23 protein-coding genes are annotated in these 24,684 nt (G+C 52.9%); 16 read left to right on the top strand and 7 right to left on the bottom strand.

The genetic code is table 11. From position 1 onward, the window contains the following. Positions 1–138 precede the first annotated feature (138 nt). From purL to ACJY2G_RS12020, 6 genes are all read left to right on the top strand, one after another. Entirely contained in the window at positions 139–4,029 is a 3,891-nt protein-coding gene (gene purL, locus ACJY2G_RS12045; RefSeq protein WP_430318879.1) for a phosphoribosylformylglycinamidine synthase, read from the top strand. Between the two features lie 216 nt (positions 4,030–4,245). Beyond that, positions 4,246–4,869: a lipid IV(A) palmitoyltransferase PagP gene (gene pagP / locus ACJY2G_RS12040; RefSeq protein ID WP_430318880.1), complete on the top strand. Its 624-nt coding sequence runs from the start codon at positions 4,246–4,248 to the stop codon at positions 4,867–4,869. Positions 4,870–5,128: 259 nt separating this feature from the next. Beyond that, positions 5,129–5,740: a lipid IV(A) palmitoyltransferase PagP gene (pagP, locus tag ACJY2G_RS12035; protein ID WP_112288200.1), complete on the top strand. Its 612-nt coding sequence runs from the start codon at positions 5,129–5,131 to the stop codon at positions 5,738–5,740. A 186-nt stretch (positions 5,741–5,926) separates the two neighbouring features. Beyond that, positions 5,927–7,228: a bifunctional glucose-1-phosphatase/inositol phosphatase gene (gene agp, locus ACJY2G_RS12030; RefSeq protein WP_430318881.1), complete on the top strand. Its 1,302-nt coding sequence runs from the start codon at positions 5,927–5,929 to the stop codon at positions 7,226–7,228. 101 nt (positions 7,229–7,329) lie between these two features. Next, positions 7,330–8,337 (top strand): fatty acid desaturase, encoded by a 1,008-nt coding sequence (locus ACJY2G_RS12025; RefSeq protein WP_430318882.1) that lies wholly within the window; start codon positions 7,330–7,332, stop codon positions 8,335–8,337. Between the two features lie 12 nt (positions 8,338–8,349). Next, positions 8,350–9,141 (top strand): phosphate/phosphite/phosphonate ABC transporter substrate-binding protein, encoded by a 792-nt coding sequence (locus ACJY2G_RS12020; protein ID WP_430318883.1) that lies wholly within the window; start codon positions 8,350–8,352, stop codon positions 9,139–9,141. Positions 9,142–9,208: 67 nt separating this feature from the next. Here ACJY2G_RS12020 and sseA read toward each other — a convergent pair whose 3' ends face one another. From sseA to ACJY2G_RS12005, 3 genes are all read right to left on the bottom strand, one after another. Then, positions 9,209–10,054 carry a 3-mercaptopyruvate sulfurtransferase gene (sseA, locus tag ACJY2G_RS12015; RefSeq protein WP_120160848.1) on the bottom strand — a complete coding sequence of 282 codons (846 nt, stop codon included), beginning with the start codon at positions 10,052–10,054 and terminating at the stop codon, positions 9,209–9,211. Positions 10,055–10,088: 34 nt separating this feature from the next. Next, the gene (locus ACJY2G_RS12010; RefSeq protein WP_120160846.1) at positions 10,089–10,637 is read right to left on the bottom strand and encodes a GNAT family N-acetyltransferase; all 549 of its coding nucleotides are present in this window, start codon (positions 10,635–10,637) and stop codon (positions 10,089–10,091) included. 132 nt (positions 10,638–10,769) lie between these two features. Further along, on the bottom strand, positions 10,770–11,561 hold the full coding sequence (locus tag ACJY2G_RS12005) for a helix-turn-helix transcriptional regulator (protein ID WP_113876174.1): 792 nt from the start codon (positions 11,559–11,561) through the stop codon (positions 10,770–10,772). A gap of 163 nt (positions 11,562–11,724) precedes the next feature. Here ACJY2G_RS12005 and ACJY2G_RS12000 point away from each other — a divergent pair, with 163 nt between their 5' ends. Continuing rightward, positions 11,725–12,495, top strand: a complete 771-nt coding sequence (locus tag ACJY2G_RS12000) for a class I SAM-dependent methyltransferase (RefSeq protein WP_430318884.1) — start codon at positions 11,725–11,727, stop codon at positions 12,493–12,495. 53 nt (positions 12,496–12,548) lie between these two features. Here ACJY2G_RS12000 and ACJY2G_RS11995 read toward each other — a convergent pair whose 3' ends face one another. After that, positions 12,549–13,466, bottom strand: coding sequence for a DUF808 domain-containing protein (locus ACJY2G_RS11995; protein ID WP_430318885.1), 918 nt, complete (start codon positions 13,464–13,466; stop codon positions 12,549–12,551). A gap of 386 nt (positions 13,467–13,852) precedes the next feature. Here ACJY2G_RS11995 and ACJY2G_RS11990 point away from each other — a divergent pair, with 386 nt between their 5' ends. The 8 genes from ACJY2G_RS11990 (at position 13,853) to ppnP (ending at position 20,928) form a co-directional block, all read left to right on the top strand. Further along, positions 13,853–14,128: a DUF1471 domain-containing protein gene (locus ACJY2G_RS11990; RefSeq protein WP_112288209.1), complete on the top strand. Its 276-nt coding sequence runs from the start codon at positions 13,853–13,855 to the stop codon at positions 14,126–14,128. 235 nt (positions 14,129–14,363) lie between these two features. Then, entirely contained in the window at positions 14,364–14,942 is a 579-nt protein-coding gene (locus ACJY2G_RS11985; RefSeq protein WP_112288210.1) for a class I SAM-dependent methyltransferase, read from the top strand. A 274-nt stretch (positions 14,943–15,216) separates the two neighbouring features. Then, a complete protein-coding gene (gene aroL, locus ACJY2G_RS11980; RefSeq protein WP_113876171.1) occupies positions 15,217–15,741 on the top strand; it encodes a shikimate kinase AroL in 525 nt (174 codons plus the stop codon). Positions 15,742–16,283: 542 nt separating this feature from the next. Continuing rightward, the gene (locus ACJY2G_RS11975; RefSeq protein WP_430318886.1) at positions 16,284–17,060 is read left to right on the top strand and encodes an IclR family transcriptional regulator; all 777 of its coding nucleotides are present in this window, start codon (positions 16,284–16,286) and stop codon (positions 17,058–17,060) included. Positions 17,061–17,135: 75 nt separating this feature from the next. Further along, a complete protein-coding gene (locus tag ACJY2G_RS11970; protein WP_430318887.1) occupies positions 17,136–18,713 on the top strand; it encodes an OPT/YSL family transporter in 1,578 nt (525 codons plus the stop codon). A gap of 131 nt (positions 18,714–18,844) precedes the next feature. After that, positions 18,845–19,774: a DUF1177 domain-containing protein gene (locus ACJY2G_RS11965; protein WP_112288214.1), complete on the top strand. Its 930-nt coding sequence runs from the start codon at positions 18,845–18,847 to the stop codon at positions 19,772–19,774. A 4-nt stretch (positions 19,775–19,778) separates the two neighbouring features. Next, positions 19,779–20,456 (top strand): AroM family protein, encoded by a 678-nt coding sequence (locus ACJY2G_RS11960; RefSeq protein ID WP_129638300.1) that lies wholly within the window; start codon positions 19,779–19,781, stop codon positions 20,454–20,456. 181 nt (positions 20,457–20,637) lie between these two features. Continuing rightward, the gene (ppnP, locus tag ACJY2G_RS11955) at positions 20,638–20,928 is read left to right on the top strand and encodes a pyrimidine/purine nucleoside phosphorylase (RefSeq protein ID WP_013576688.1); all 291 of its coding nucleotides are present in this window, start codon (positions 20,638–20,640) and stop codon (positions 20,926–20,928) included. 64 nt (positions 20,929–20,992) lie between these two features. On the opposite strand, the gene rdgC is transcribed toward ppnP, so the two are convergent. After that, the gene (rdgC, locus tag ACJY2G_RS11950) at positions 20,993–21,907 is read right to left on the bottom strand and encodes a recombination-associated protein RdgC (RefSeq protein WP_112287473.1); all 915 of its coding nucleotides are present in this window, start codon (positions 21,905–21,907) and stop codon (positions 20,993–20,995) included. Positions 21,908–22,117: 210 nt separating this feature from the next. Here rdgC and mak point away from each other — a divergent pair, with 210 nt between their 5' ends. Continuing rightward, positions 22,118–23,038 (top strand): fructokinase, encoded by a 921-nt coding sequence (mak, locus tag ACJY2G_RS11945; protein WP_113876166.1) that lies wholly within the window; start codon positions 22,118–22,120, stop codon positions 23,036–23,038. A gap of 57 nt (positions 23,039–23,095) precedes the next feature. On the opposite strand, the gene ACJY2G_RS11940 is transcribed toward mak, so the two are convergent. Together ACJY2G_RS11940 and ACJY2G_RS11935 are read right to left on the bottom strand one after the other, a co-directional pair. Further along, the gene (locus ACJY2G_RS11940) at positions 23,096–23,917 is read right to left on the bottom strand and encodes an ABC transporter ATP-binding protein (RefSeq protein ID WP_232829820.1); all 822 of its coding nucleotides are present in this window, start codon (positions 23,915–23,917) and stop codon (positions 23,096–23,098) included. Then, a complete protein-coding gene (locus tag ACJY2G_RS11935) occupies positions 23,914–24,678 on the bottom strand; it encodes an ABC transporter permease (RefSeq protein ID WP_120133568.1) in 765 nt (254 codons plus the stop codon). Before ACJY2G_RS11935 ends, ACJY2G_RS11940 begins: the two co-directional genes overlap by 4 nt. Positions 24,679–24,684 lie beyond the last annotated feature (6 nt).

Genomic DNA, 24,684 nt, shown 5'->3' with positions numbered 1-24,684 from the left:
CTATAAAGGAATATGAAGTTTCCCGACGCAAACGGTTTCGTCGGACGCCAGCTTTCTTTATAATAGCCCGCGTTTTCCCCCTGTTGCGCCCAATGAAGCACTGTGGTCAGTGTCTTCGAAGACGAGAGATCTGTGATTATGGAAATACTGCGTGGTTCGCCCGCTTTGTCGGCTTTTCGCATTAACAAATTGTTGTCCCGTTGTCAGGAAGCACATCTTCCGGTCAGCGATATCTACGCCGAATATGTACACTTTGCCGACGTCAGCGCACCGCTGAATTCGGACGAACAAACTAAGTTACAACGCCTCCTGAAATACGGTCCTTCTCTCGCTGAACACGCTCCTTCTGGTCGTTTATTGCTGGTCACCCCGCGTCCGGGCACCATTTCTCCCTGGTCTTCCAAAGCTACCGACATCGCCCACAATTGCGGTTTGTCACAGGTTCTGCGCCTTGAGCGTGGTCTGGCATTTTATGTTCAGGCACCGCAACTGACCGAAGCGCAGTGGAACGAACTGGGCGCATTGCTGCATGACCGCATGATGGAAACCGTCTTTGCACGTCTGGAAGATGCCAGCGCGCTGTTCGCGCAGCATCAGCCAGCCCCGGTGCAACATGTGGATATCCTCGGCGTTGGCCGTGGGGCACTCGAAGCCGCCAACACCAAATTAGGTCTGGCGCTGGCGCAGGATGAAATTGATTACCTGATGGAAGCCTTTACGTCGTTGGGGCGCAACCCGACAGACATCGAACTGTATATGTTCGCACAGGCCAACTCAGAACACTGCCGCCACAAAATCTTCAACGCAGACTGGATTATCGACGGCGAAACTCAGCCGAAATCCCTGTTCAAGATGATTAAAAACACCTTTGAACAGACCCCTGACCACGTGCTGTCCGCGTATAAAGATAACGCCGCCGTGATGGAAGGTTCGCAGGTCGGCCGTTTCTACGCCGATGCGAAAGACGGTCTGTACGATTTCCATCAGGAGCAGGCGCATATCCTGATGAAGGTAGAAACCCATAACCACCCGACGGCGATCTCTCCATGGCCGGGTGCGGCAACCGGTTCAGGCGGTGAAATCCGTGACGAAGGTGCAACGGGGCGCGGCGCAAAACCTAAAGCCGGTCTGGTCGGTTTCTCTGTTTCCAACCTGCGCATTCCTGGCTTTGAACAGCCGTGGGAAGAAGATTTCGGTAAGCCCGATCGTATCGTTACTGCGCTGGATATCATGACCGACGGCCCGCTGGGCGGCGCAGCGTTTAACAACGAATTTGGTCGTCCGGCGCTGCTGGGCTACTTCCGTACTTACGAAGAAAACGTCAACAGCCACAACGGCCCTGAGCTGCGCGGTTACCACAAACCGATCATGCTGGCCGGTGGTATTGGCAACATCCGCGCGGATCACGTGCAGAAAGGTGAAATCACCGTTGGCGCAAAACTGATTGTGCTGGGTGGTCCGGCGATGAATATCGGTCTGGGCGGCGGTGCGGCGTCTTCCATGGCATCGGGTCAGTCTGACGCGGATCTGGATTTTGCTTCCGTACAGCGCGACAACCCGGAAATGGAACGCCGTTGTCAGGAAGTGATCGACCGTTGCTGGCAGCTGGGCGAAGCCAACCCGATCCTGTTTATCCATGACGTCGGTGCCGGCGGTTTATCCAACGCCATGCCGGAACTGGTCAGCGATGGCAACCGTGGCGGGCGTTTCCAGCTGCGCGACATCCTGAACGACGAACCGGGTATGAGCCCGCTGGAAGTCTGGTGTAACGAATCGCAGGAACGTTATGTACTGGCAGTTTCTCCGGCTCAGCTGGAACAGTTTGATGCTATCTGCCAGCGTGAGCGCGCACCTTATGCCGTGATTGGTGAAGCGACTGAAGAAATGCATCTTTCTCTGGAAGATAGCCATTTCGACAACCAGCCAATTGATATGCCGCTGGACGTTCTGCTGGGTAAAACCCCGAAAATGACCCGCGATGTCACCACGCTGAAGGCGAAAGGCGACGACCTGAATGCGGAAAACATTCAGATTGCAGAAGCGGTAAAACGCGTTCTGCATCTGCCCGCTGTGGCAGAGAAAACCTTCCTGATCACCATCGGCGACCGCACCGTCACCGGCATGGTGGCGCGTGACCAGATGGTTGGTCCGTGGCAGATCCCGGTCGCTGACTGTGCGGTCACCACCGCCAGCCTCGACAGCTATCACGGCGAAGCGATGTCACTGGGCGAACGTGCGCCAATTGCCTTGCTGGATTTCGCCGCTTCTGGCCGCATGGCCGTTGGCGAAGCGCTGACTAACATTGCCGCCGTCGAAATCGGCAGCCTGAAACGCGTTAAGCTTTCTGCTAACTGGATGTCTGCGGCCGGTCACCCGGGCGAAGATGCGGGTCTGTACGCCGCAGTAAAAGCGGTGGGTGAAGAACTTTGTCCGGCGCTGGGTATCACCATTCCGGTGGGCAAAGATTCAATGTCGATGAAAACCCGCTGGCAGGAAGGTAATGAACAACGCGAGATGACGTCACCGCTGTCACTGGTGATCACCGCGTTTGCCCGCGTCGAAGACGTGCGCCACACCGTGACGCCGCAACTGCGTACCGATAAAGGTGACACTGCGTTGCTGCTGGTCGATTTAGGTGCCGGTCATAACGCACTGGGCGCGACGGCGCTGGCACAGGTTTACCGTCAGCTCGGCAATACGCCAGCGGATGTGCGCAGTGCAGAGCAACTGGGTGGTTTCTTCAACGCCATGCAGGTGCTGGTGTCTGAGCAGAAATTACTGGCTTATCACGACCGTTCCGACGGTGGTCTGCTGGTGACGTTGGCTGAAATGGCCTTCGCGGGACATTGCGGTCTGACCGCAGATATCGCGGCGCTGGGCACTGATTCGCTGGCGGCATTGTTTAACGAAGAACTGGGCGCGGTGATCCAGGTGCGTACGTCTGACCGTGAAGCGGTTGAGAAAACGCTGGCTGATTTTGGTCTGGCAGACTGCACGCATTACCTCGGCAGCGTCGAAACCGGTGACCGCTTCATCATTTCTTCGGGTGACAAGCCGGTGTACAGCGAAAGCCGCACCACGCTGCGTACCTGGTGGGCTGAAACGACCTGGCAGATGCAGCGTTTGCGCGACAACCCTGAATGTGCCGATCAGGAACATCAGGCGAAAACCAACGATCTGGATCCGGGCCTGAACGTCAAACTGAACTTTGCCCCTGACGAAGACGTGGCTGCACCTTACATCGCGAAGGGCGCGCGTCCGAAAGTTGCCGTGCTGCGCGAGCAGGGTGTGAACTCCCACGTTGAAATGGCAGCTGCCTTCCATCGTGCCGGTTTTGATGCGGTTGATGTCCACATGAGTGATTTGCTGGCGGGTCGCCGTGATTTGCAGGATTTCCATACGCTGGTGGCGTGCGGCGGATTCTCATACGGTGATGTGCTGGGCGCGGGTGAAGGCTGGGCGAAGTCAGTGCTGTTCAACGACCGCGTGCGTGAAGAGTTCGAAGAATTCTTCCACCGCCCGCAAACGCTGGCGCTGGGTGTATGTAACGGCTGTCAGATGATGTCGAACCTGAAAGAGCTGATCCCCGGCGCAGAACATTGGCCACGCTTCGTGCGCAACCTGTCTGACCGCTTTGAAGCGCGTTTCAGCCTGGTTGAAGTGACTGCCAGCCCGTCGATGTTCATGCAGGGGATGGCCGGTTCACGTATGCCAATCGCGGTTTCCCACGGCGAAGGCCATGTGGAAGTGCGTGACGCTGCGCATCTGGCACAAATCGAGCACAGCAATCTGGTGGCGCTGCGCTTTGTGGATAATAACGGTCAGGCAACCGAAGCGTATCCTGCGAACCCGAACGGTTCCCCGAACGGGATCACCGCGGTGACCAACCTGTCAGGTCGCGTTACTGTGATGATGCCGCACCCTGAGCGTGTTTTCCGTACCGTCAGTAACTCCTGGCATCCGGAAGAGTGGGGTGAAGACAGCCCGTGGATGCGCATGTTCCGTAATGCGCGTAAACAGCTTGGCTGATGCTAAATAAGCTCCAGTAATAAAAATCCGCAGTGCGAAAGCCTGCGGATTTTTTTGTCTGACTTACCACAACTAAAGTAACGCTAACTCTCTGTTTTTCAATAGTTATATCATTTAATATTCATTGAATTGATTGTTGCTTAATTTATCATTAACTATTTATATGTAATCATCGTCATATAATGCCCAGGTCAACTCAACAGGGCTTATACGCCAATGAAAAATATCATTTTCGCGAATATTCGTGCAGCACTCGCTTGCCCAATTTTTATGCTTTCATTATTAATATCCCTTAATGTGCAGGCACAGGATCATCCTGGTAATTCCACGGTAGAGAATGTTTCCCCGCAGGAAAATAATGAAGGCTTATGGGCTTCATTCAAAAATAATATTGCTGAAACGTGGGATGCACCACAGCAGCAAGATCTCTTTCTTCCTGTATTAACTCGTCATAACCGGCATACACACAGCAAAAAACAAATCGAAGGATATAACGAACATCCGTGGGGCGGAGGTTACGGTATTTCGCGTTATGATGAGAAAGGAAACTGGCACGGCATTTATGCGATGGCCTTTAAAGATTCCTTTAATAAATGGGAGCCTGTTGCCGGTTACGCTTATGAAAAGATATGGCAGCCGCTTGATGATAAAGAATTCCGCTTAGGGGCAGGGTACATTACCGCCGTTTCAGCCCGTGACAATTATGATTACATTCCTTTTCCCATGGTGCTGCCGCTGGTATCAGCAGGCTATTCAAGGCTGACATTCCAGACAACCTACGTGCCGGGAACCAACAGCAAAGGGAACGTCCTGTTCGGCTGGTTCCGTTTTCAGTTTTAATCGTCTGAGTAAGGTGAGGGGAAAGTATTAAGAAAATCCCCGTTATGTTTTTCGGTTTATTCTTATTGGTGAGTTTTTTAAGTAAATTAATTGCCTAAACAGACCCTACCTATTTTAGGGATAATTCCTATAATGAATTACGGAAAGACTTTAAATTCATGAAATTGAATAAACAGACGTTTTTTGTTACTTCTTTGTTTAGTTTATAAAGACATTATTTGTCTATGATACTCTCCTGACGCAGGGAGCTATTACAGATATGATGATCAAGAAAGTAATCGGTTGTGCAGGTATGATACTAACGCTGGGTATGAGCTCATCCGTGTGGGCAAATAACAGCGGCATTAATCCGGTCAGCGATCCGGATACCATCCAGTATAAATCGCTGGCTGCGAACGTGTGGTCAGACTTTACCGATAAAGTCTCAACGACATGGAATGATTCTGATTCACAGGATCTGTATCTGCCGGTGATCACCTGGCATAACCGTCTGACATACGATAAAGAGAAAACCGATCGTTATAATGAACGTCCGTGGGGCGGGGGTTATGGTATTTCCCGTTATGATGAAAAAGGCAACTGGAACGGCATTTATTTTATGGCGTTTAAAGACTCCCATAATAAATGGGAACCGATCGGCGGTTATGGCTGGGAAAAAATATGGACACCTGCAGAAGATAAAAACTTTCGGTTAGGTTTAGGTTATACCGCGGCGGTGACGGCGCGTGACGACTATAACTATATTCCTATTCCGATCGTGTTACCGCTGGCTTCCATCGGCTATAACAAACTGACCTTTCAGGCGACGTATATTCCGGGAACCTACAATAACGGCAACGTTTTCTTTGCCTGGCTGCGGTATCAGTTCTGAAGCGCTTTCTTTATGAATGAGTTTTGTGACTGAACAAAGTCCGGGCACAGGTTGTGAACCTGATCCCCCAATTTTGATGAATATTCCACTATGCTAAAAATTCACCGCAAGAATCAATCTGTTGGGTTCTGCGGTGATTTTTTGTTTTCAGGGAATCTGTAAAACACTTCATCAAGAGGATCATTCGTGAAAAAAGCATCCCGTTATCTTGCGTTATCTGCACTTGCCTGCGTTTTACCCCTCTCGCTTCCTGCCGCTCAGGCGGCTCAGTCTGATAATTTAGAACTCCAGCAAGTCCTGGTGCTCAGCCGTCACGGTATCCGTGCGCCGCTGGTCAATTACGGTGACGTGCTCGCCGAATCCACGACGCACACCTGGCCGGTGTGGAAAACTGAAGGTGGGTTGCTGACGCCGAAAGGTGGTCAGAATTCTGAACATATGGGCCAGTACTTCCGCGCATGGCTGGCAAAAGATAAATTGCTGCCTGCAACCGGCTGCCCGGAAAGTGCGCAGGTCTTTACTTATGCCAACAGCTTGCCGCGCACCATTGATACTGCAAAACATTTCTCCACCGGTGCTTTCCCGGGCTGCGACGTTTCAGTTATTAATCGCGTAGAAATCGGCAAAATGGATCCGGTGTTCAATCCGATTATCACCGCTGATGTGAACGATACTTTCAAAACCAACGCGCTGAATTCGGTTAACCAGCATGCCGGGGATGGCGGTCTGGCAGGGCTGAATCAGCGCCTCAAGCCAAACTACCAGCTGCTGGAAAGTATCCTCGATTATAAAAACAGTAAAATCTGCAAAGAAAAACAGCAGTGCGATCTGGCTTCGCAGCCATCAGAAGTCGTGCTGACGCAGGGTAAAGAACCGGGTATTACGGGGCCGCTGCGTATGGCGACCGGTGCGGCGGATGCGTTTATGCTGCAATACTACGAAGGTTACCCGATGAAAGACGTGGCGTGGGGGAAAATAACGACGCCGGAGCAGTGGAAGAAACTGGAGGATATCAAAAATCTTTATCACGAAACGCTGTTCGGCTCGCCGGCGATTGCTGCCAACGCGGCTAAACCGTTGCTGACCTTTATTTCCGGTGTGCTGGATCCGAAACTGGCAACGACCGCCGATCAGAAAGCGGCGCAGCAGGCAAAACTGGCGGTGCTGGTCGGGCATGATTCCAATATCGCGTCACTGCTTGCGGCACTGAAAACCCAGGATTACCAGCTGCCGGGGCAGTACGAACGTACGCCAATCAACGGGACAGTAGTCTTCCAGCGCTGGCACGATAAAAAGACCGATAAAGACCTGATGAAAATCGAGTATGTATATCCGACCGCCCGTCAGCTGCGCAACAATGTAGCGCTGAGCCTGAAAAATCCACCTGAACGCGTCACGCTGCAAATCGAAGGTTGTACCGTTGATAAGCAAGGTTTCTGCCCGATGGAGCAATTTAATCAGGCCGTGCAAAAGGATTTACAGGGCTGATGCCTTAAGCCGCTAACTGGCAATAGATAGCGTTTTAAGTTAGTTAGCGGCGGCTTTCCTCAGCCAGATAATGTGCCAAAGTTTCCTCACTCTGGCACATTATGGCGTCCTCTTCGTTTTACCTTAGCGCCCGTCAGCGGGCAGAGATTGCTTCCCGCTCCGCCCGTTTCTGGTGGCGGTTGGAAATCCCCACCTGGACACTGATCGCCACGGTTTACAGCGGCTGGTTTGCGCTGGTCTATTTCTGGGAAGATCTCGGTCCGTGGATTGCCACGCCTGCGCTTATCTGGTTCACGGCCTGGTATATGTCGCTGCAACACGAACTCATTCACGGGCACCCGACCCGTAAACCCTGGCTGAATCAGCTGCTCGGCACGCTGCCGCTGGCGGTCTGGTATCCCTATGGTTTATACCGCGACACGCATTTACAGCATCATCGCAATGAACATCTGACGCTGCCGGGCGATGACCCCGAGGCGTATTATTTCAGCCGCGCCAGCTGGGAAAGCTTGTCGCCGCTGATGAAAGCTGTTGTTCGTCTGCGTAACACACTGCCGGGACGGATGCTGATCGGGCCACTGCTGGATATTTCCGCCACGCTGACCGGTGCGCTGACAGCGTTATTGCGCGGTGACTGGCGCACGGTCGGCATGTGGGGTTTCCACGGGGTTTTGCTGACAGGTTTGTTGTACTGGATGTCGCTGCACGGCCTGTCTGCCGGGTATTTCATTCTGGCGGTGAGCTATCCGGCGCTGAGCCTGACTAAAGTCCGTTCTTTTTATGAACATCGCGCCGAACATTCGCCACAGGCACGCTCAACCCTTAATGAGGCCGGTTTTATCTGGCGGCTGCTGTTCCTTAATCTCAATTATCATCTGGTACATCACGATTTGCCCGGCGTGCCGTGGTTCGCACTGCGTCAGGTGTATTTTGCTGAACGCGAAGCTTATATTGCGCGCAGCGAGGGGTTTGTGGTGAAAGGTTACCGGCAGTGGTTCAGGCAACACTCGCAGAAACCGGTTTGTGTAGAAGCGCATCCGTTTGCCAGCACTGGTGAGCCGGTGCAAACCGCGCGCAGCGACTATGATTATCAGCAGGAAACCCCCTGACGGAGTGGCCGGATGATGCTGATGTCTTTACCGATGTATGCTGTTTCTGTACCAGACGTGGAAGCTTTTGCCGGTGTTCTGCGGGAAAAACTGAAGCGCGCAGGTCTGATTGCCACACCGCAATCGCTGAGCTGGCCGCAGGATTTATTCACTCACTGGCAGCAGCCGGATCTGCTGCTCAGTCAGACCTGTGGTTTTCCGCTGGTAGAAAGCCTGCCGGATGTTCAATTGGTCGGCACTTTCAGTTACCGCGCGCCGGGCTGCGACGGCTATCGATACCGCAGTTTTTTGCTGGCGCGTGATGACGATGCAAAACTGCATTTGCCTGATTTTCGTCACCGGCGGCTGGCGTTCAACAGCACCGATTCTCAGTCCGGATACAACAGCCTGCGGGCGCTGGTGGCACCCCTGGCGCAGGCCGGAAAATTTTTCTCTCAGGCCACAGCAACCGGCAGCCATCGTGAATCCCTGCATTATGTTCAGCAAAACCGGGCAGATCTGGCGGCGATCGACTGCGTGACGCTGGCGCTGTTGCACCGCCACGAGCCGTCAGCGCTCAGCGGTCTGGTGATTATTGGCCAGACGGCGGCCGTGCCGGGTTTACCGCTGATCACTTCGTCACAAACGTCTCCGGAACATCTGTCTATTTTGCGTCAGGCATTGCATGAAATCGCGCATGAACCGGTCGCTAAACCGTTGCTGATTGAAGAGTTCAGTGAAGTGCCGCGTCAGGCCTATAGCGTGATTACATTGATGAAAAATATTGCTCAGGAGTTTGGCGTCCGCGAACTGACAACGTCATAACGCTCTGAAATATTGCATAAAAAAACCGGGCCTGAGCGCCCGGTAATAATTTCTGAGTAGCGATAAATCAGTGCGTTTCGATAGGGAAATCTTCGTTCACATCGCCCCATTCAGCCCATGAACCGTCGTAAAGCTGCACATCTTTAACACCCAGAGAATCCAGTCCGAACGCCAGCGCCGCTGCGGTCACACCGGAACCACAACTGGTGATCACCGGTTTATTCAGATCAACGCCCAGCCGTTCGAACGTCGCTTTCAGCTCAGATGGCGATTTCAGATGCCCGTCTTGTGTCAGCTCGGTAAACGGAACGCTGAGGCTGCCCGGAATATGGCCGCCATGCAGGCCCGGACGCGGTTCCGGCGCTTCGGCTTTAAAACGCGCCAGAGAACGGGCGTCGATAATCTGTACCTTGCCGAGCGCGTCTTTTACCTGATCCGCACTGACGACGACCGGACGCACCAGTTTAGCGTTAAAGGTGGTCGGGACGCGGATGTGCTCGCCGCTTTGTGTGGGTTTCCCTTCAGCAATCCACGCATTGAGGCCGCCATCCAGCACGCGTACGCTTTTCGCGCCGAAGCTGGTCAGCATCCACCACACGCGGGGCGCGGAGAACAGATCGCCCTCATCATACAGCACGATGGTTTGCGTATCCGCGACGCCCAAACGGCTCATCGAGGCAGCGAATTCCTCTGCGGTCGGCATCATATGCGGCAGACCGGTGGTGCAGTCAGAAATGCTGTCGACTTCCACATAAATTGCGTTGGGAATGTGCGCTTCAAGATATTTGCCATGAAAATCCACCGGCGGCGTAATGCCCGGTTTGGATTTACGACAATCGATAATGACGACATCCGGTGAGTTCAGATTTTTTGCCAGCCATTGTGTAGAAACGGTATGGGTAGAAAAAGTCATGTTCTGTTGCCTTATCTTTTTTGTGAAACCAGCCTCAGAGATCGCCCGGGATCAATGAATACATCCAGGCGTCACGCGGCTGACCGTGATAATAAAGCCGGTTGCGGTGCAGACCTTCGGACGTCGCGCCCGCTTTTTCTGCCACCCTGCGGCTGCTCTCATTGCCGTCCATCACGACGATTTCCAGACGGGTCAGCTCCAGTTCGGTAAACGCAAAACGCGCTGCGGCTCTGACCGCCAGCGTTGCCAGTCCCCGGCCGGTATAACCGGTGCGGATCCAATACCCAAGATTGGAAAACTTATATTCCTGAACGATGCGGTTGATGCCCACGCTGCCAATCAGATTTCCGCCGGAGCGTTCAAAAACACAGAAATTGAATTCTGCCCCGCGATGACGCTTTTGCTCACTGTCGGTGAGATATTTGCGGCTGTCATCAGGGGAATATTTATCGGTACACCAGCTTTCCCAGGCACCAATTTCAGCCACCGAGGCCTGAACGGCGGCAAAGTGGGTGATGGCTTCCAGCTCCGTAGCAACGCGGATTTCTATTTCTTCATCCTGATAAATCTGGCGTGTCAGCATGGGCGTTATCCTGTTATTGAGGAGACCAATAAGTCAGCCTCACATATCATGTATCCGTCTGTCAATTGGCGAAAATGCCGGTTAAGTCAGAAAAAATAAGCCAGAAAAACAGCAGGCTGTCTGCTAAACGCTTTACTCTTCCGGCAGCAACATCACCAGCTTGCATTCGGCATATCCCGCCGGAAAAAATGTCTGCTGCCGGTAGCGAATTTCACCGCTCAGCGGATGGTTAAAGCGCCGCTCGCCACCTTCGCGAGCCAGCACTTCCTGTTGTGTCCACCACTGGCTGAATTCGGCGCTGCGTTCCCGTAACCGCTGCACCGCCTGGCGGACCGCTTCGGAATGAGGGTAATGGCTGGTTTCAGCCCGAAATTCTGCCACCACGCGCTTGGCGCGCTCCGGCCAGTTTGTCACCAGCTGGCGCGCCAGCGGATGCAGAAACATAAAATCCAGCAAATTAGGATTTTCATCCACGCCCAGCCAGCCGCTGAAGAGCACACCCGCCTGCGGATTCCACGCCAGCACATTCCAGCAACTGTCGAGCAGATAACCGGGGCAGGTCAGCTGATTGACGTAATCTTTCAGACCGGCGTCCGGCGCGGCGGAAGACGGCAACGCTTCAGGGTCTTTCACCGATGCGAGGCTGAATAAATACTCGCGTGCGGCAGGCTCCATACGCAGCGATTTCGCCAGCCGGTCAAGCGTGGCGGCTGAAATCGACACATCGCGTCCCTGTTCAATCCACGTATACCAGGTTGCGCTGATACCGCTGATTTGTGCCAGCTCCTCACGCCTCAGCCCGCTGGTTCTGCGACGGGGTGAGCCTGGTAAACCCACCATTTCCGGCGTCACCCGTTCGCGGTGTGTGCGTAAAAAGGTTCCCAGCGCCCTGGGGCCACTGAGCGACTCTGCGATATCAATCATGACATCCTCTCAAACTTGAGCTCTTAGACAGGAACCTACTTATACCAGTATAAATGCTCATATTGTACCCGTATAAAACAATGCCTATAGTGATTTTGAGGTCATTTGAAACCGCGTTCTTCCCTAATAAATCAATAAAAAAACAAGACAGACAGGAGCAATGATGAACATGAATAACACCCATACTCAGGCCGTTGATAAGCAGTTTGGCTCGCAGGCAAAAGATTATCTGACCAGTGCCGTTCACTCACAGGGCGCGGATCTGCAACGTCTGGCGACGCTGCTGGCACCTTTTCCGGATGCGCATGTGATTGATCTGGGATGTGGCGCGGGGCACGCCAGTTTTGTGGCTGCACGGGTCGTTAAAAATGTGGTTGCCTACGATTTGTCGGCGCAGATGCTGGACGTCGTGGCGCAGGCGGCAAAAGATAAAGAGCTGAATAACATTACGGTACAGCAGGGCGTTGCGGAGTCACTGCCGTTTGACAACAGCAGCGCGGATATCATTATCAGCCGTTATTCGGCACACCACTGGCATGATGTCGGGCAGGCGCTGCGTGAAGTGGCGCGTGTGCTGAAACCGGGCGGAAAGTTCATCATGATGGATGTGGTATCGCCGGGGCACCCGTTGCTGGATATTTATCTGCAAACGATTGAAGTGCTGCGCGATACTTCTCATGTCCGCAACTATTCCTCAGGTGAATGGCTGAACATGGCTTCAGAAGCCGGTCTGATTGCCCGCGAAGTCACCACCGACCGCCTGCCGCTGGAATTCACCAGCTGGATAGCGCGTATGCGCACGCCGGAACATTTCGCCGTCGCTATCCGAGAGCTGCAAAAAGTGATGTCCGAGGATGTGATAAAACACTTTGAGATCCAAACTGACGGCTCATTTACCAGCGATATTATGATGCTGGTCGCGTCGAAAAACTAAAGAATTGCGGCGTGATGCGCCCTCCGGTGAACGGAGGGCGTGAAGTTGTCTTCTTACTTCTTACCAAACATTTTCTTGCCCAGCAGTACCAGCGCCAGTACCGCGGCACCCACCACCAGACCAACGACCAAATCTGTCGCGCCGGTAATCAGCGTATTAACCCAACTCTCATGGCCGTGTGTCAGCGGTTCAATCAGGCTGTGCATGAACGGTAAACCATGGCTGATAATGCTGCCGCCGACCAGGAACATCGCGATAGTGCCAACAACCGACAGTATCTTCATCAGCCAGGGCGCGAGATTCACAATGCCGCGTCCGAAGGCGCGTACAGCATTCATCATGCCGCTTTCGCCGTTCAGCTTGCTCAGGTACAAACCGGCGTCGTCAATTTTCACAATCGCCCCGACCAGGCCATACACACCGATAGTCATTGCCACGGCAATCAGCACCATCACAGTAACCTGATTAAGGAAAGGTGCTGATGACACAATCCCCAGTGAGATCACAATGATTTCAGCAGAGAGAATAAAGTCAGTGCGAACGGCACCTTTGACCTTTTCTTTTTCCTGCTTTTTAGCATCGGCTTCATTTTTTACCTCAGCCGACGCCGGTTTTTCTTTTTCGTGATGGTCACCGGGCATGAATTTGTGGGCGACTTTTTCGAAACCCTCGTAACACAGATAGGCGCCGCCAATCATCAGTAAAGGTGTTATCGCCCAGGGAATAAAGGCGCTGATCAGTAACGCCAGAGGAACCAGAATCGCTTTATTAATCATGGAACCTTTTGCGACAGCCCAGACGATCGGTAATTCCCGGTCGGCTTTTACTCCGGTAACCTGCTGTGCGTTCAGCGCCAGATCGTCCCCCAACACGCTGGCTGTTTTTTTTGCGGCGACTTTACTCATCGCCGCGACATCATCAAGAATCGATGCAATATCATCGATCAATGCCAGAAGACTTCCACCCGCCATAAACACTCCCTTTTTCATTGTGCAAAGGCTTTCCGCACGCGCGGAGCCTGAACTCTGCTGTTCTGACCTTGCATCAGATCACAGCAACAGAAAATTCATAAAAAATAATCATATCAGTGATTGCATAGCGGCGTCGATTTGTGCGAATGTTGTCCCGTTCTTAAATAACTTTGAAATCTCTCCATAGTTCCTCCATTAAATATCCTCATTTTTCCAGCAGTTATACCGGCAGAAATATTTCTTTGCATTCTCTCCTCATTTTTACCACAAAGGTTAAATTTCTTTACGTTCGATTACGTCGCCTTTCATTGCTTCGCAGATAATTAACTCAACGGATAACTTCCGCTCCATTAATTAACTAAACTAACGAAAGAAAGGTGCGTATTATGAAACTCTTACCTGCAATCACAGCTGTTGCTATTACCGTTGCTTCATTCTCTGCTCTTGCTGCTACGCCAATTTCAGAAATGCAGGCGCAAAGTGGTAATTTCCAGTCCCTGGGTGTTGTTTCAGTGAGCGCACCTAATACCGTCCCGGGCAGCATGCGTGACCAGCTGAACCAGGTCGCCAGCGACAAAGGTGCAACACACTACCGTGTCATCGGCCAGGGTACGCCGGGCGATTCAAGCCTGAACCGTGCAAGCGTTGAGTTGTATAAATAAACTCAGCTTTTATAGAAAGCCTTTTTTATAAAATTTGATTAACGTTATTTCCTGTAGCGAGAAGGCCAATGTCATCTGACATTGGCCTTTTTATTACCATCATTTATAGCCTCTTTTGAGAATCATCCCATGTGTTTTAATTTATCCTCTTCTTTTTGATAATAATTTCTCTTATTAATCATTTCTTAAGAATTTTTGCGTTATATAAGGGTCTATGTCCTCAGGAGGAGTTAATATGCTGAATGCCGCAAGAATGACAATCAAGAACACTGGGGTCTCGATTCAGAACCAATTTTTCTATTTACAGAATTTTATTACTTCACCAAGAACGATGGGGACGCTGATGCCGTCATCCCCGTGGTTGTGCCATGCGATGCTTAGCCAGATTGACTGGGCGACGTCGCTGGAGATAGCTGAACTGGGCGCAGCCGACGGGGTGCTGACCCGCCGCATTCTCAGCCGGATGCGTGCTGACGCGAAACTCGAGGCATTTGAAATTCAGCCTGCGTTTGTCCGCAAGCTAAACCAGATGGATGATCCCCGTTTGCAGGTGATGGCGCATTCAGCTGAGCATATGAGTACGCAGTACGACGCTGTATTCTCTTGTTTACCGCTGCTGTCGATGCCAGTGCGAACCAGCATCCGGATTTTGCAGGCCACCCGCCAGCAGTTGAAAGAAAAGGACGGGGTACTTGTTTTGTTCCAATACAGCCATCTCTCAGAGAAATTACTGTCACGCTACTTCACCTGGAAAAAAATTCGTGTGGTGAAGAATTTTCCCCCGGCGCTGGTGTATATCTGTAAACCTCGCTGATACAGTTACTTATGGAAGCTGGGTCGCAAAGCTGCCCGCAGGCCTTTGCGGAACAAGGATTTTTCAGTATGATGAGCACCATAGCGTAAATAAAACGCTACAGAAGCTTCACCGGCAGGTGATAAAAATCTGCCAGTGAGGCTTTTTTGTTGTACTATCTGGCGAGTACATTTTCAGGCCAGTACAATGACCACTTTTGATGTTTACACTTCATATTGATGATGGATTTTCATCAGGCGGGCTAACGGCTCCCGGGGAATAAAGGATAGCGGTAATGACACAACCCATTTTCATGGTAGGCGCGCGCGGTGCGGGTAAGACGACGGTCGGCAGCGCTCTGGCGAAAGCACTGGGCTATAAATTTGTCGACACCGATCTGACATTGCTACGCACCTCTGGCCTGAGCGTGGCGGACATCGTTGAGCGTGAAGGCTGGGAAGGTTTCCGCCGCCGTGAGACTGAGACGCTGAAAGCGATTTGCGCGCCCTTCACGGTGATTGCGACCGGTGGCGGCGTGGTGCTGGCGCAGGAAAACCGCGATTTCATGCGTGATGCCGGAACGGTTATCTATCTGCGTTCGCCGGCTTCAACACTGGCTAACCGTCTGGAAGATGCCCCGCTGGAAGATCAGCGACCTACGCTGACGGGTAAACCGATTACCGAAGAAATGATGGAAGTCCTGAATGAGCGCGAAGCCCTTTATCAGCAGGCTGCGCATCATGTGGTGGACGGAACGCTGGATCCTGCGGGTGTGGTGAATGCAATACTCGATGCGCTGGCACTGCCGGTCGCGCGTTAAATCCTCTGTCACCCTCTCTGAAGACGAGCCCATGTGGCTCGTTTTTTTATGCCCCAAAATCCTGAAGTGGCGGAAGGTGTAAATTAAACGGGCCATTTTTGTGATGAATGTCACGGGTGTTTAAGTATTGTACGCAGTGATGTGCAGGCGTAAAGTAATCACTCAGGTTATTAATTTTTACGTCCACTTCTGCAACGGAACCCATGATGAAATCCCTGAAACACTTCTTCAGCCAGCATGCGAAAGCGATGCCCGCGATATGGTCAGTGACGATCATTCTTGTTGAAGCCTCTATTGCACTCTATATTTTGCGCAATATTTAATCAAAATTATCTGCTGAGTTTTACGTCCGTCACCTCATTATTACTCGGCATTCAACCTCTCTTTCTGTGAATTGAATGGCTTTAGGAATTTCTTTAAGCATATTCATTTATCTGTCTTCTTGTGCGTGAAAAATAAACGGCTTGACGCTGACACGTATCAGCTTTAGTTTTTATTTAACTTAACAGGAACCCTGTTCCATATACCGGAACTGCCTCCTTATGACTACTTTAGAAAATGCAGCAGCAGTGCTGAAGTTATTTTCCAAAAAGGGGGTCCGACAGGGACATCCCGGTTTGTCATTCAGTGATGTCGTCGAAAATTTAAAATTACCTAAAAGCACGGTATCGCGTTTGCTAATGACCATGGAAACGCAAGGGTTGCTGGAGCGTGATCCGGACAGCCGTCTTTATCAGATTGGAAAGTTATTACTGGCCGTCTCAAGCCATTATTTATCGGCGCCGCTGGTGGATTTGGCGTCGCCTTATATGACGCAACTCAGTCAGCTTACGCAATGTACCGGTTACATCTCGATGCTGGAAGGGCGTGACATTATGGTGATGCGTATGTTCCCCGGCAGAACCTATTTGCAAGTGGTCACTCCGGCAGGAAGCCTTTTGCCCGCGCATGAAACGGCGATTGGCCGGGCCATTTTATCGCGTTATTCCGATGAAGAGGTCCGTCAGCGTTTTAGCGGCCATTACGAAGCGCATTCTGTGAATGCACCGAAAAGTCTGGACGTTTTGTTATCTCGCCTGGCTGAAGTGCGACTGACCGGCGTGTCTTTTGCCAACAATGAAACGCTGTTGGGAATAAGTACGTTAGCGACCAGTATTTTTAATAAGCATCGCAATGAACTCGTGGGGTTGTGTTTATCTTTTCCTTCCCCCGCGCAGGGAAAAGAAATTCCGGAAGGGATCAGGGAAGGGCTGATTGCCGTAACCCGGCAACTCGCCGAAAAATTGGGTGATGAGTATTGGCATTTACCAGAGCGGTAATTAACCGCGAAAGTAATGACTAATAACGGACCCGGAAAATCGCAGTTTTCTATATTTGCCAACACCAGGGGCCTTATGTCAGATCAACCTGCTAAAAATAATAAGGAAAATCCGCTAAAGGATATTGGCACTCTCATCGTGATGATCCTGCTGTCTGTTTTGGGCGCAATCATCGGAGTTCAGCTGATTACCACATTGGGCGTGACGCCCAACACGTCGATTATCGGTGCGCTGTTTGCCATGTTACTGGCGCGCATCCCGATGCAGGCTTTTCAGCGCTACCGTTCTGTTCACACGCAGAATCTGGCGCAAACTGTGATTTCTTCCGCGACCTTTGGTGCGGCAAACAGCCTGCTGATGCCGATCGCCATCCCTTATGTCATGGGCCAGCCGCAACTGATTATGCCGATGTTTACCGGCGTAGCGGTGGCGATGTTGCTCGATGCCTACCTGCTTTATCGTCTGTTTGATACCAAAGTGTTCCCGGCCAGTAATGCGTGGCCACCGGGCGTCGCTGCCGCTGAAGCCATCAAAGCCGGTGATAACGGCGGGCGCCAGGCGTGGTTGCTGGTCGCCGGTGTGGTGGTCGGGCTGGCGGGCGCGATGCTTAAGATTCCTATGGCGGCGTTCGGCACGGCGTTTATCGGCAATATCTGGGCGCTGAGCATGTTTGGCATCGGTTTGCTTATCCGCGCTTATGCCCAGCCGCTTGCCGGTTTAGATCTTAATGCGATGTATATTCCGCACGGCATGATGGTCGGCGCCGGGCTGGTGTCGCTGCTGCAGGTGATTCAGGTGGTGCGTGCTAAAAACGCCGACGCCAAAACCACTTTTACCCAACCAGCGAAAGAAGTGCGCAAAGCACTCGGGCTGGGCGCATTCGGTTATATCGCCATTGCCGCACTGCTGGCGCTGGGGAGCGGGTTGTACAGCGAAATGTCAGTCAGCATGCTGATTGCCTTCGTGATTTATGCCGCCTTTGCCGCATTCTTCCATGAGCTGATTGTCGGAATTGCCGCGATGCATTCTGGCTGGTTCCCGGCCTTTGCCGTGGCGCTGATCACGTTGATTATCGGCATCCTGATTGGCTTCCCGCCACTGGCGCTGTGCGTGCTGACCGGCTTTACCGCTGCTACCGGTCCGGCGTTCGCCGATATGGGCTTCGACCTGAAAGCCGGATTCATTCTGCGCGGCTATGGCAAAGATTTGCAGGCTGAACTTTATGGCCGCCGCATCCAGTTATTCGCCGCGTTGCTGGCCTTTATTATCGCCATTCCTGTGGTCTGGTACGCCCATTACGGCTATTTCGCGCAGGATTTAGTGCCGCCAGTTGCGCGGGTTTATGCCAAAACCATTCAGGCCGGCGCACAGCCTGGGATTGCGCACAGTTTGCTGATCTGGGCCATTCCGGGCGCATTAATACAGCTGATTGGCGGCCCGAAACGCCAGCTCGGCGTACTGCTCGCCACCGGTTTGCTGATCAACAGCGTGATGGCCGGTTGGGCAGTCGTCTGCGGCATCGTGCTGCGCATTATCATTATTCGAATCTGGGGTGAAAAAGGGCGTACGCCAATGGAAGTGCTGGCGGCAGGATTTATTGCCGGTGACGCACTTTACAGCTTTTTCACCTCGGTTTTCAGCACCAAAAAGTAGTGAGTACCGCACCAACACCAGGGCTTAATCAGCCAGCACGACACACCGACTGTTCCACGATGAACAGCGCCCGCGACCGTTTTGCCACTGCGCCTTATGCGCCGGTTGCGGGGTTTTAAGAGGATTTTGTGATGAGTTTGCAACAGACATTAACCGTATTCGAACTGATTGACAGTGCACATGTCAGCGGCCAGGACATTGTGGACTTATTCGCCCGTTATCCGGGGATCACCGCCAGTACACACCGTGCGGAGGGCCCGAAAGGCGGTACCGATTTTGTCCGCATCACCGTGCCGGGCAGCAAAGGTAAGAGCAGCGGCGGCACTGCGCCCACGCTCGGAATTATTGGTCGTCTGGGCGGCATCGGTGCGCGTCCGACGCGTATCGGGCTGGTATCCGATGCCGACGGCGCCATTGCCGCCGTCACCAGCGCACTGAAGCTGGCCGACATGCAGCGCAAGGGCGATGTGCTGGAAGGCGATGTGATTATCACGACGCACATTTGCCCGAACGCGCCGACCCGTCCGCACGATCCGGTTGATTTTATGGATTCGCCGATTGATGACGTGACCATGAATGATAACGAAGTGGTTGAAGGCGTGGACGCGATACTTTCTATCGACACCACCAAAGGCAACCGCATTATCAATCACAAGGGATTCGCGATTTCGCCGACGGTGAAAGAGGGGTACATCCTGCGTGTTTCCGAAGATTTACTGCGCATCATGGAAATGACCAGCGGCAAACCGGCAGTCACTTTCCCGATCACCACGCAGGACATCACGCCTTACGGCAATGGTGTGCATCACCTGAACAGCATTCTGCAACCGTCAACGGCGACCAGCGTTCCGGTTGTCGGTGTGGCGATTACAGCGGAATCTGTGGTGCCCGGTTGTGGCACCGGCGCAAGTCATGAAGTGGATATCGCACTGGCGGCGAAGTTCGCCGTTGAAGTCGCGAAAGAGTTTGGCCGCGGCACCTGTCAGTTCTTTGATGCCGATGAATATCAACTCCTGTTGTCGCTGTACGGAAGCTTGCGCCACCTGCAAAACCGGAAGTAACACCATGATGACATCCTTTGCAACGTTAACCATCGGACAGGCGCCACGCAGCGATATTATGCCGCTGCTGATGGCGCATCTGCCAGCCGGGTCAGTCACGCATGTTGGCTTACTGGACGGGTTAAGCACCGGGCAAATTGAGCAGCGCTATGCGCCTGCCGAAGGCGACGCGGTGCTGGTCACCCGTTTGCTGGATGGTTCGCAAGTAAAGCTTGCCGCGCCGCGCGTAGAGCGAGGCTTACAGGAAAAGATTGATGTGCTCGAAGCGCTGGGTTGCATGACCATTCTGCTGCTGTGTACCGGCGAGTTTAACCATCTGCACGCGAATAATGCCCTGCTTCTCGAACCTGACCGCATTATCCCGCCACTGATTAGCTCGATTATCGGCCAGCACCGCGCAGGCATTGTGGTACCGGTAGAATCCCAGGTGGTTGAACAGGCCAACAAGTGGCGCAAATTAGCCAAAGCGCCGTGTTTTGCGGTCGCCAGCCCGTATCTTTCTGATGACCAGACCCTGACGGAAGCCGCGATGCGTCTGGCTGAACAGGGGGCGGAAGTGGTGGTGCTCGACTGCATCGGCTTTAACCGGCATCACGAGGATGTGCTGAAAAAGCATCTGAATATTCCGGTGGTGTTATCGAATGTCTTGATGGCAAAACTGGCGGCGGAGCTGGTGGTCTGAGGATGTGACGGACGGGGCAAACAGCTATCCACAATGGCACTGTGTGACCGTAAAATCAAATCAGTGACGCCGCTTTGCGGGCGGTGTCGTCTGGTGCAGATAAAGCGGTAATAATCAGTGACAGAAGACGCTTTCTGCCCCTAATATGAAGGCTCTGAAAATTATCGCAAAGGGCCAATCTATGTTGAAAAATAATGAGTATTTTGACGGGAAAGTGAAGTCGATTGGTTTCGACAGCGAAAGTACGGGTTCAGCCAGCGTTGGCGTGATGGCCGTCGGTGAATACACGTTCGGTACCGCAAAGCCGGAAGAAATGACCGTCATCAGCGGCTCACTGAAAGTGCTGATCCCGGGATCTCCGGACTGGCAGGTGTTTAAGCCAGGCGAAACTTTCTATATTCCGGGTAAAAGTGAATTCAACTTACAGGTCGGCGAAACGACTTCGTACTTGTGTAAATACCTGACCAAATAATATACAGACACAGTACAAACAAAAAGGCGCTCATGAGCGCCTTTTTTACGTTCTGCATCCGGTCTTAGCGTTGCGCTTCGCCGCCCAATGCTTCGATCAGGTTCTGGATCAGCGCCGCCAGTTCACCGGTCATCAGCACGAAATCAGCATCGAAACGTCCGGCGAAATCTTCGCGGTCGATGTCTTCATTTTGATCACGAATAACGTCGCTGAATTTCAGGCGTTTAATGCTGCCGTCGTCGGCCAGTACCACGGCGATACGTTCTTGCCAGTCAACGGCCAGCTTGGTGACCAGTTTGCCATTTTCGATATGCGTGGCGATTTCGTCACTGACAAGCGCCTGTTTTTTACAGCGGATCACGCCGCCTTCTTCCAGAATCGCTTTCAGCTCAGCTTCGTCCTGTAAGGTGAAACCGGCAGGCGTTTCGCCTGAACGTACCCATTCGGTCAGCGTCAGCTCGATCGGGCTTTCCATGGTCAGCGGCACCACCGGCAGCGAACCGAGGCTTTTACGCAGCAGCGCCAGCATATCTTCGGCTTTCTTGGCGCTGGCAGCATCGACCATGATCAGGCCGTTAACGGTATCAATCCACATGAACGTCTGGCTGAAGCGGCTGAATGCGCGCGGCATCAGGCTGTGCAGCACTTCATCTTTCAGGGAATCTTTTTCGGTCTTTTTCAGCTTGCGGTGCTGTTCGCCTTCGAGCTGATCAATTTTGGCCTGTAACTCCTGTTTGATAACCGGAGAAGGCAGAATTTTTTCTTCTTTGCGTGCGCAGATCAGGATCTGCCCGCCGTTGACGTGAGTCAGCGCGTCGCCACCGTGAGAACCCATCGGTGAAACCCAGCCGGTTTTCGCCATATCCTGGCTGCCGCACGGGGTAAAGGTGAAAGCACTGAGCTGTTTTTCCATTTCGTCAGCAGATAACGAAACTTCACGGCTCAAACGGTAAACCAACAAATTCTTAAACCATAACATGGCGTTATCCCTGTCCCGGCGCACTCGTGGTACGCTGAATAAATGAATGCAGGGCGGCATGATAACCAATTGAGCGCCGGTCGTCGTTAAGAAATCGCCGTGGCCTGTAACATTGCATAACAGCTTATTCTGGTGACAGAGGCCACTGGCTTCTAAACTGAACAGACTCAGAAAAACTGACCCTGCAGGACATAAAAAGGAGAATAAAACGTGCGAATTGGCATTGATTTAGGCGGCACAAAAATAGAAGTCATTGCGTTATCGGATGAAGGCAAAGAGCTGTTTCGCAAACGGGTCGATACGCCGAGAAATGACTACGAGCGCACACTCAAGGCGATTGAAGGGCTGGTACTGGACGCCGAGAAAGGCACCGGACAGCGCGGCAGCGTGGGGCTGGGGATCCCCGGCACGTTATCGCCGTTTACCGGCAAAGTGAAGAATGCCAATTCGGTCTGGCTGAACGGTCAGCAACTGGATGAGGATCTGGCGCTGTTGCTCAAACGCGAAGTGCATATTGCAAACGACGCCAATTGTCTGGCGGTTTCCGAAGCCACCGACGGTGCAGGCGCAGGCCGTCACACCGTATTCGCCGTGATTATCGGCACCGGCTGCGGTTCCGGCATTGCGCTTAACGGCGTGGCGCACGCGGGCGGCAATGGCAACGCAGGTGAGTGGGGCCACAATCCGCTGCCGTGGCAGGATGAGGAGGAAATCCAGTTTGCCCGCGAAGTCCCGTGCTACTGCGGAAAATCAGGCTGCGTCGAAACATTTGTCTCCGGCACCGGTTTTGCAGAAGACTACTTCCGTCATTCCGGTCAGCGTTTAAACGGCGCAGAGATTATTGCGCTGGTTGAGCAGGGCGATGAAACGGCGGAACTGGCGCTGGGTCGCTATGAGCGTCGTCTGGCTAAGGCGCTGGCAAACGTAGTAAATATTCTCGATCCGGACGTGATTGTCTTCGGTGGCGGCATGAGTAATGTTGATCGTTTGTATCAGACCGTTCCGCTGCTGGTTAAACAATGGGTATTTGGCGGGGAATGTGAAACGCCGATGCTCAAAGCGGTACACGGTGATTCGAGCGGAGTGCGCGGTGCCGCCTGGCTTTGGCCGCAATCGCGTTTTGCGTTATAAGTTCTTCATCAATTTTCAGGGGGCAGAGTTTGCGCCCCTGATCTCATAACTTCACAGTTAAAGCGCCATTTCCCGTTTAAACACGTCCAGCGTGTGCGCCTTCACGCGGATAAATTCCGGGTGGCTCATGATTTCAGAACCACGCGGACGCGGCAGGTCAAACGGCACAATTTCTGCAATCTGCGTCGGTCGTCGTGTCAGCAGTAAAATCTCATCCGCCAGAAACACTGCATCCTCGAGATCATGCGACACAATCAGCATGGTGACGCCGGTCGCCAGCTGCACTTCCTGCAATTTATCGCGGATAAACAGCGTCATCTCGAAATCCAGGGCCGAGAAAGGCTCGTCGAGGAACATCACTTCCGGACGCGTCGCCAGCGCCCGCATGATGCACACGGTTTGCTGCTGGCCGCCTGAAAGCTCATACGGATAGCGTTTCAGGTCGAAGCGGATATCAAACATCTGCGTCAGTTCTTCGACCCGCGCATTGACGTCCGCTTTGCTCATGCCGTGTCGGATCAGCGGATACGCGATATTGGCGCGGGCACTCATCCACGGAAACAGCGCGTCGCGGTAGTTCTGAAACACATAACCGATGGTGGTCTGCGCCAGCGTTTTGCCGTCGAACAGAATGTCGCCTTTATCCACCGGGATCAGCCCGGCGATCATGTTCATTAGCGTCGATTTACCGCAGCCGTTCGGGCCGAAGATCGACACGATCTTTCCACGCGGTAAGTCGAGGTTGAGATCGGTATACAGCGGCTGTCCGGCAAATGCCTTGCTCAGTCCGCGGATCGTCACATGGGTATCCGGGCGCGTAGCGTACTGCGGCAACTGCGGGCCTTTATAATCAGGGTTCAGCGAGAGAGGTTGCGTCATGCTTTGCTACTCCAGTGGACGGTTTTTTTCTCGATCAGCAAAAAAGCCAGATTCAGCAGATAACCCAGCGCGCCGGTGATCAGGATTGAGGCGTACATGTCTTTGATGTTAAATACCTGCTGGGCATCGATGATCCGGTGGCCGAGGCCGGTTTCCGATCCGATAAACATTTCAGCGACGATCACGATCACCAGCGCAATCGACACGCCGGTGCGCAGGCCAACGAAGGTTTGCGCCAGGCTTTCCATCAGCAGAATGTCTTTGAAAATATGCCAGCGCGAAATCCCCATCACTCTGGCCGCCATCAGCCGGGTTTTCTTGGCATTCATCACGCCGTACGCGCTGTTAAACAGGATAACCAGCACCGCGGCAAAGGCGGCGATGGCAATTTTATTGGCATCGGTAATGCCGAAAATCAGCATAAACAGCGGGATCAGCGCTGATGACGGCGTGGAGCGGAAGAAGTCGATCAGAAATTCCAGGCTGCGATAGATCTTTTCATTGCTGCCTAAAATGACGCCGAGCGGCACGCCAATCACCGCGGCAAAAGCGAAAGACACCAGCGTGCGGTAAAGGGTTGCGCCGATGTCGGTGCGCATGGAAGCATCGAAAAATGACTGGAACATGTAGCCAATTGTCTCGACGGGCGAGGGCAGAAGCACCGGATTCAGCCATTTTGCGCTGACGGCCAGTTGCCAGAATAAAAACAGCAGCACCGGGCCGACCAGCGGCAGTAACCTTGAAGACCAGCGTGAAGTCATCCTGTT

Source organism: Rahnella sp. ATs2, assembly GCF_051851855.1.
Classification (GTDB): domain Bacteria; phylum Pseudomonadota; class Gammaproteobacteria; order Enterobacterales; family Enterobacteriaceae; genus Rahnella; species Rahnella variigena.
Note: the sequence above shows the minus strand (reverse complement) of the source record. Positions and strands in the feature narration are given on the sequence as shown.

Bases quoted from the DNA above. Each gene is read 5' to 3' on its own strand.
- pagP (WP_430318880.1), top strand. From the start codon at position 4,246: ATGAAAAATATCATTTTCGCGAATATTCGTGCAGCACTCGCTTGCCCA.
- ACJY2G_RS12010 (WP_120160846.1), bottom strand. From the start codon at position 10,637: ATGCTGACACGCCAGATTTATCAGGATGAAGAAATAGAAATCCGCGTT.
- ACJY2G_RS11965 (WP_112288214.1), top strand. From the start codon at position 18,845: ATGAGTTTGCAACAGACATTAACCGTATTCGAACTGATTGACAGTGCA.
- ACJY2G_RS11960 (WP_129638300.1), top strand. From the start codon at position 19,779: ATGATGACATCCTTTGCAACGTTAACCATCGGACAGGCGCCACGCAGC.
- ACJY2G_RS12020 (WP_430318883.1), top strand. From the start codon at position 8,350: ATGATGCTGATGTCTTTACCGATGTATGCTGTTTCTGTACCAGACGTG.
- ACJY2G_RS11975 (WP_430318886.1), top strand. From the start codon at position 16,284: ATGACTACTTTAGAAAATGCAGCAGCAGTGCTGAAGTTATTTTCCAAA.
- sseA (WP_120160848.1), bottom strand. From the start codon at position 10,054: ATGACTTTTTCTACCCATACCGTTTCTACACAATGGCTGGCAAAAAAT.
- purL (WP_430318879.1), top strand. From the start codon at position 139: ATGGAAATACTGCGTGGTTCGCCCGCTTTGTCGGCTTTTCGCATTAAC.
- ACJY2G_RS11985 (WP_112288210.1), top strand. From the start codon at position 14,364: ATGCTGAATGCCGCAAGAATGACAATCAAGAACACTGGGGTCTCGATT.
- ACJY2G_RS11935 (WP_120133568.1), bottom strand. From the start codon at position 24,678: ATGACTTCACGCTGGTCTTCAAGGTTACTGCCGCTGGTCGGCCCGGTG.
- pagP (WP_112288200.1), top strand. From the start codon at position 5,129: ATGATGATCAAGAAAGTAATCGGTTGTGCAGGTATGATACTAACGCTG.
- ACJY2G_RS11995 (WP_430318885.1), bottom strand. From the start codon at position 13,466: ATGGCGGGTGGAAGTCTTCTGGCATTGATCGATGATATTGCATCGATT.
- ACJY2G_RS12005 (WP_113876174.1), bottom strand. From the start codon at position 11,561: ATGATTGATATCGCAGAGTCGCTCAGTGGCCCCAGGGCGCTGGGAACC.
- aroL (WP_113876171.1), top strand. From the start codon at position 15,217: ATGACACAACCCATTTTCATGGTAGGCGCGCGCGGTGCGGGTAAGACG.
- ppnP (WP_013576688.1), top strand. From the start codon at position 20,638: ATGTTGAAAAATAATGAGTATTTTGACGGGAAAGTGAAGTCGATTGGT.
- ACJY2G_RS11940 (WP_232829820.1), bottom strand. From the start codon at position 23,917: ATGACGCAACCTCTCTCGCTGAACCCTGATTATAAAGGCCCGCAGTTG.
- rdgC (WP_112287473.1), bottom strand. From the start codon at position 21,907: ATGTTATGGTTTAAGAATTTGTTGGTTTACCGTTTGAGCCGTGAAGTT.
- ACJY2G_RS11970 (WP_430318887.1), top strand. From the start codon at position 17,136: ATGTCAGATCAACCTGCTAAAAATAATAAGGAAAATCCGCTAAAGGAT.
- ACJY2G_RS12025 (WP_430318882.1), top strand. From the start codon at position 7,330: ATGGCGTCCTCTTCGTTTTACCTTAGCGCCCGTCAGCGGGCAGAGATT.
- ACJY2G_RS12000 (WP_430318884.1), top strand. From the start codon at position 11,725: ATGAACATGAATAACACCCATACTCAGGCCGTTGATAAGCAGTTTGGC.
- ACJY2G_RS11990 (WP_112288209.1), top strand. From the start codon at position 13,853: ATGAAACTCTTACCTGCAATCACAGCTGTTGCTATTACCGTTGCTTCA.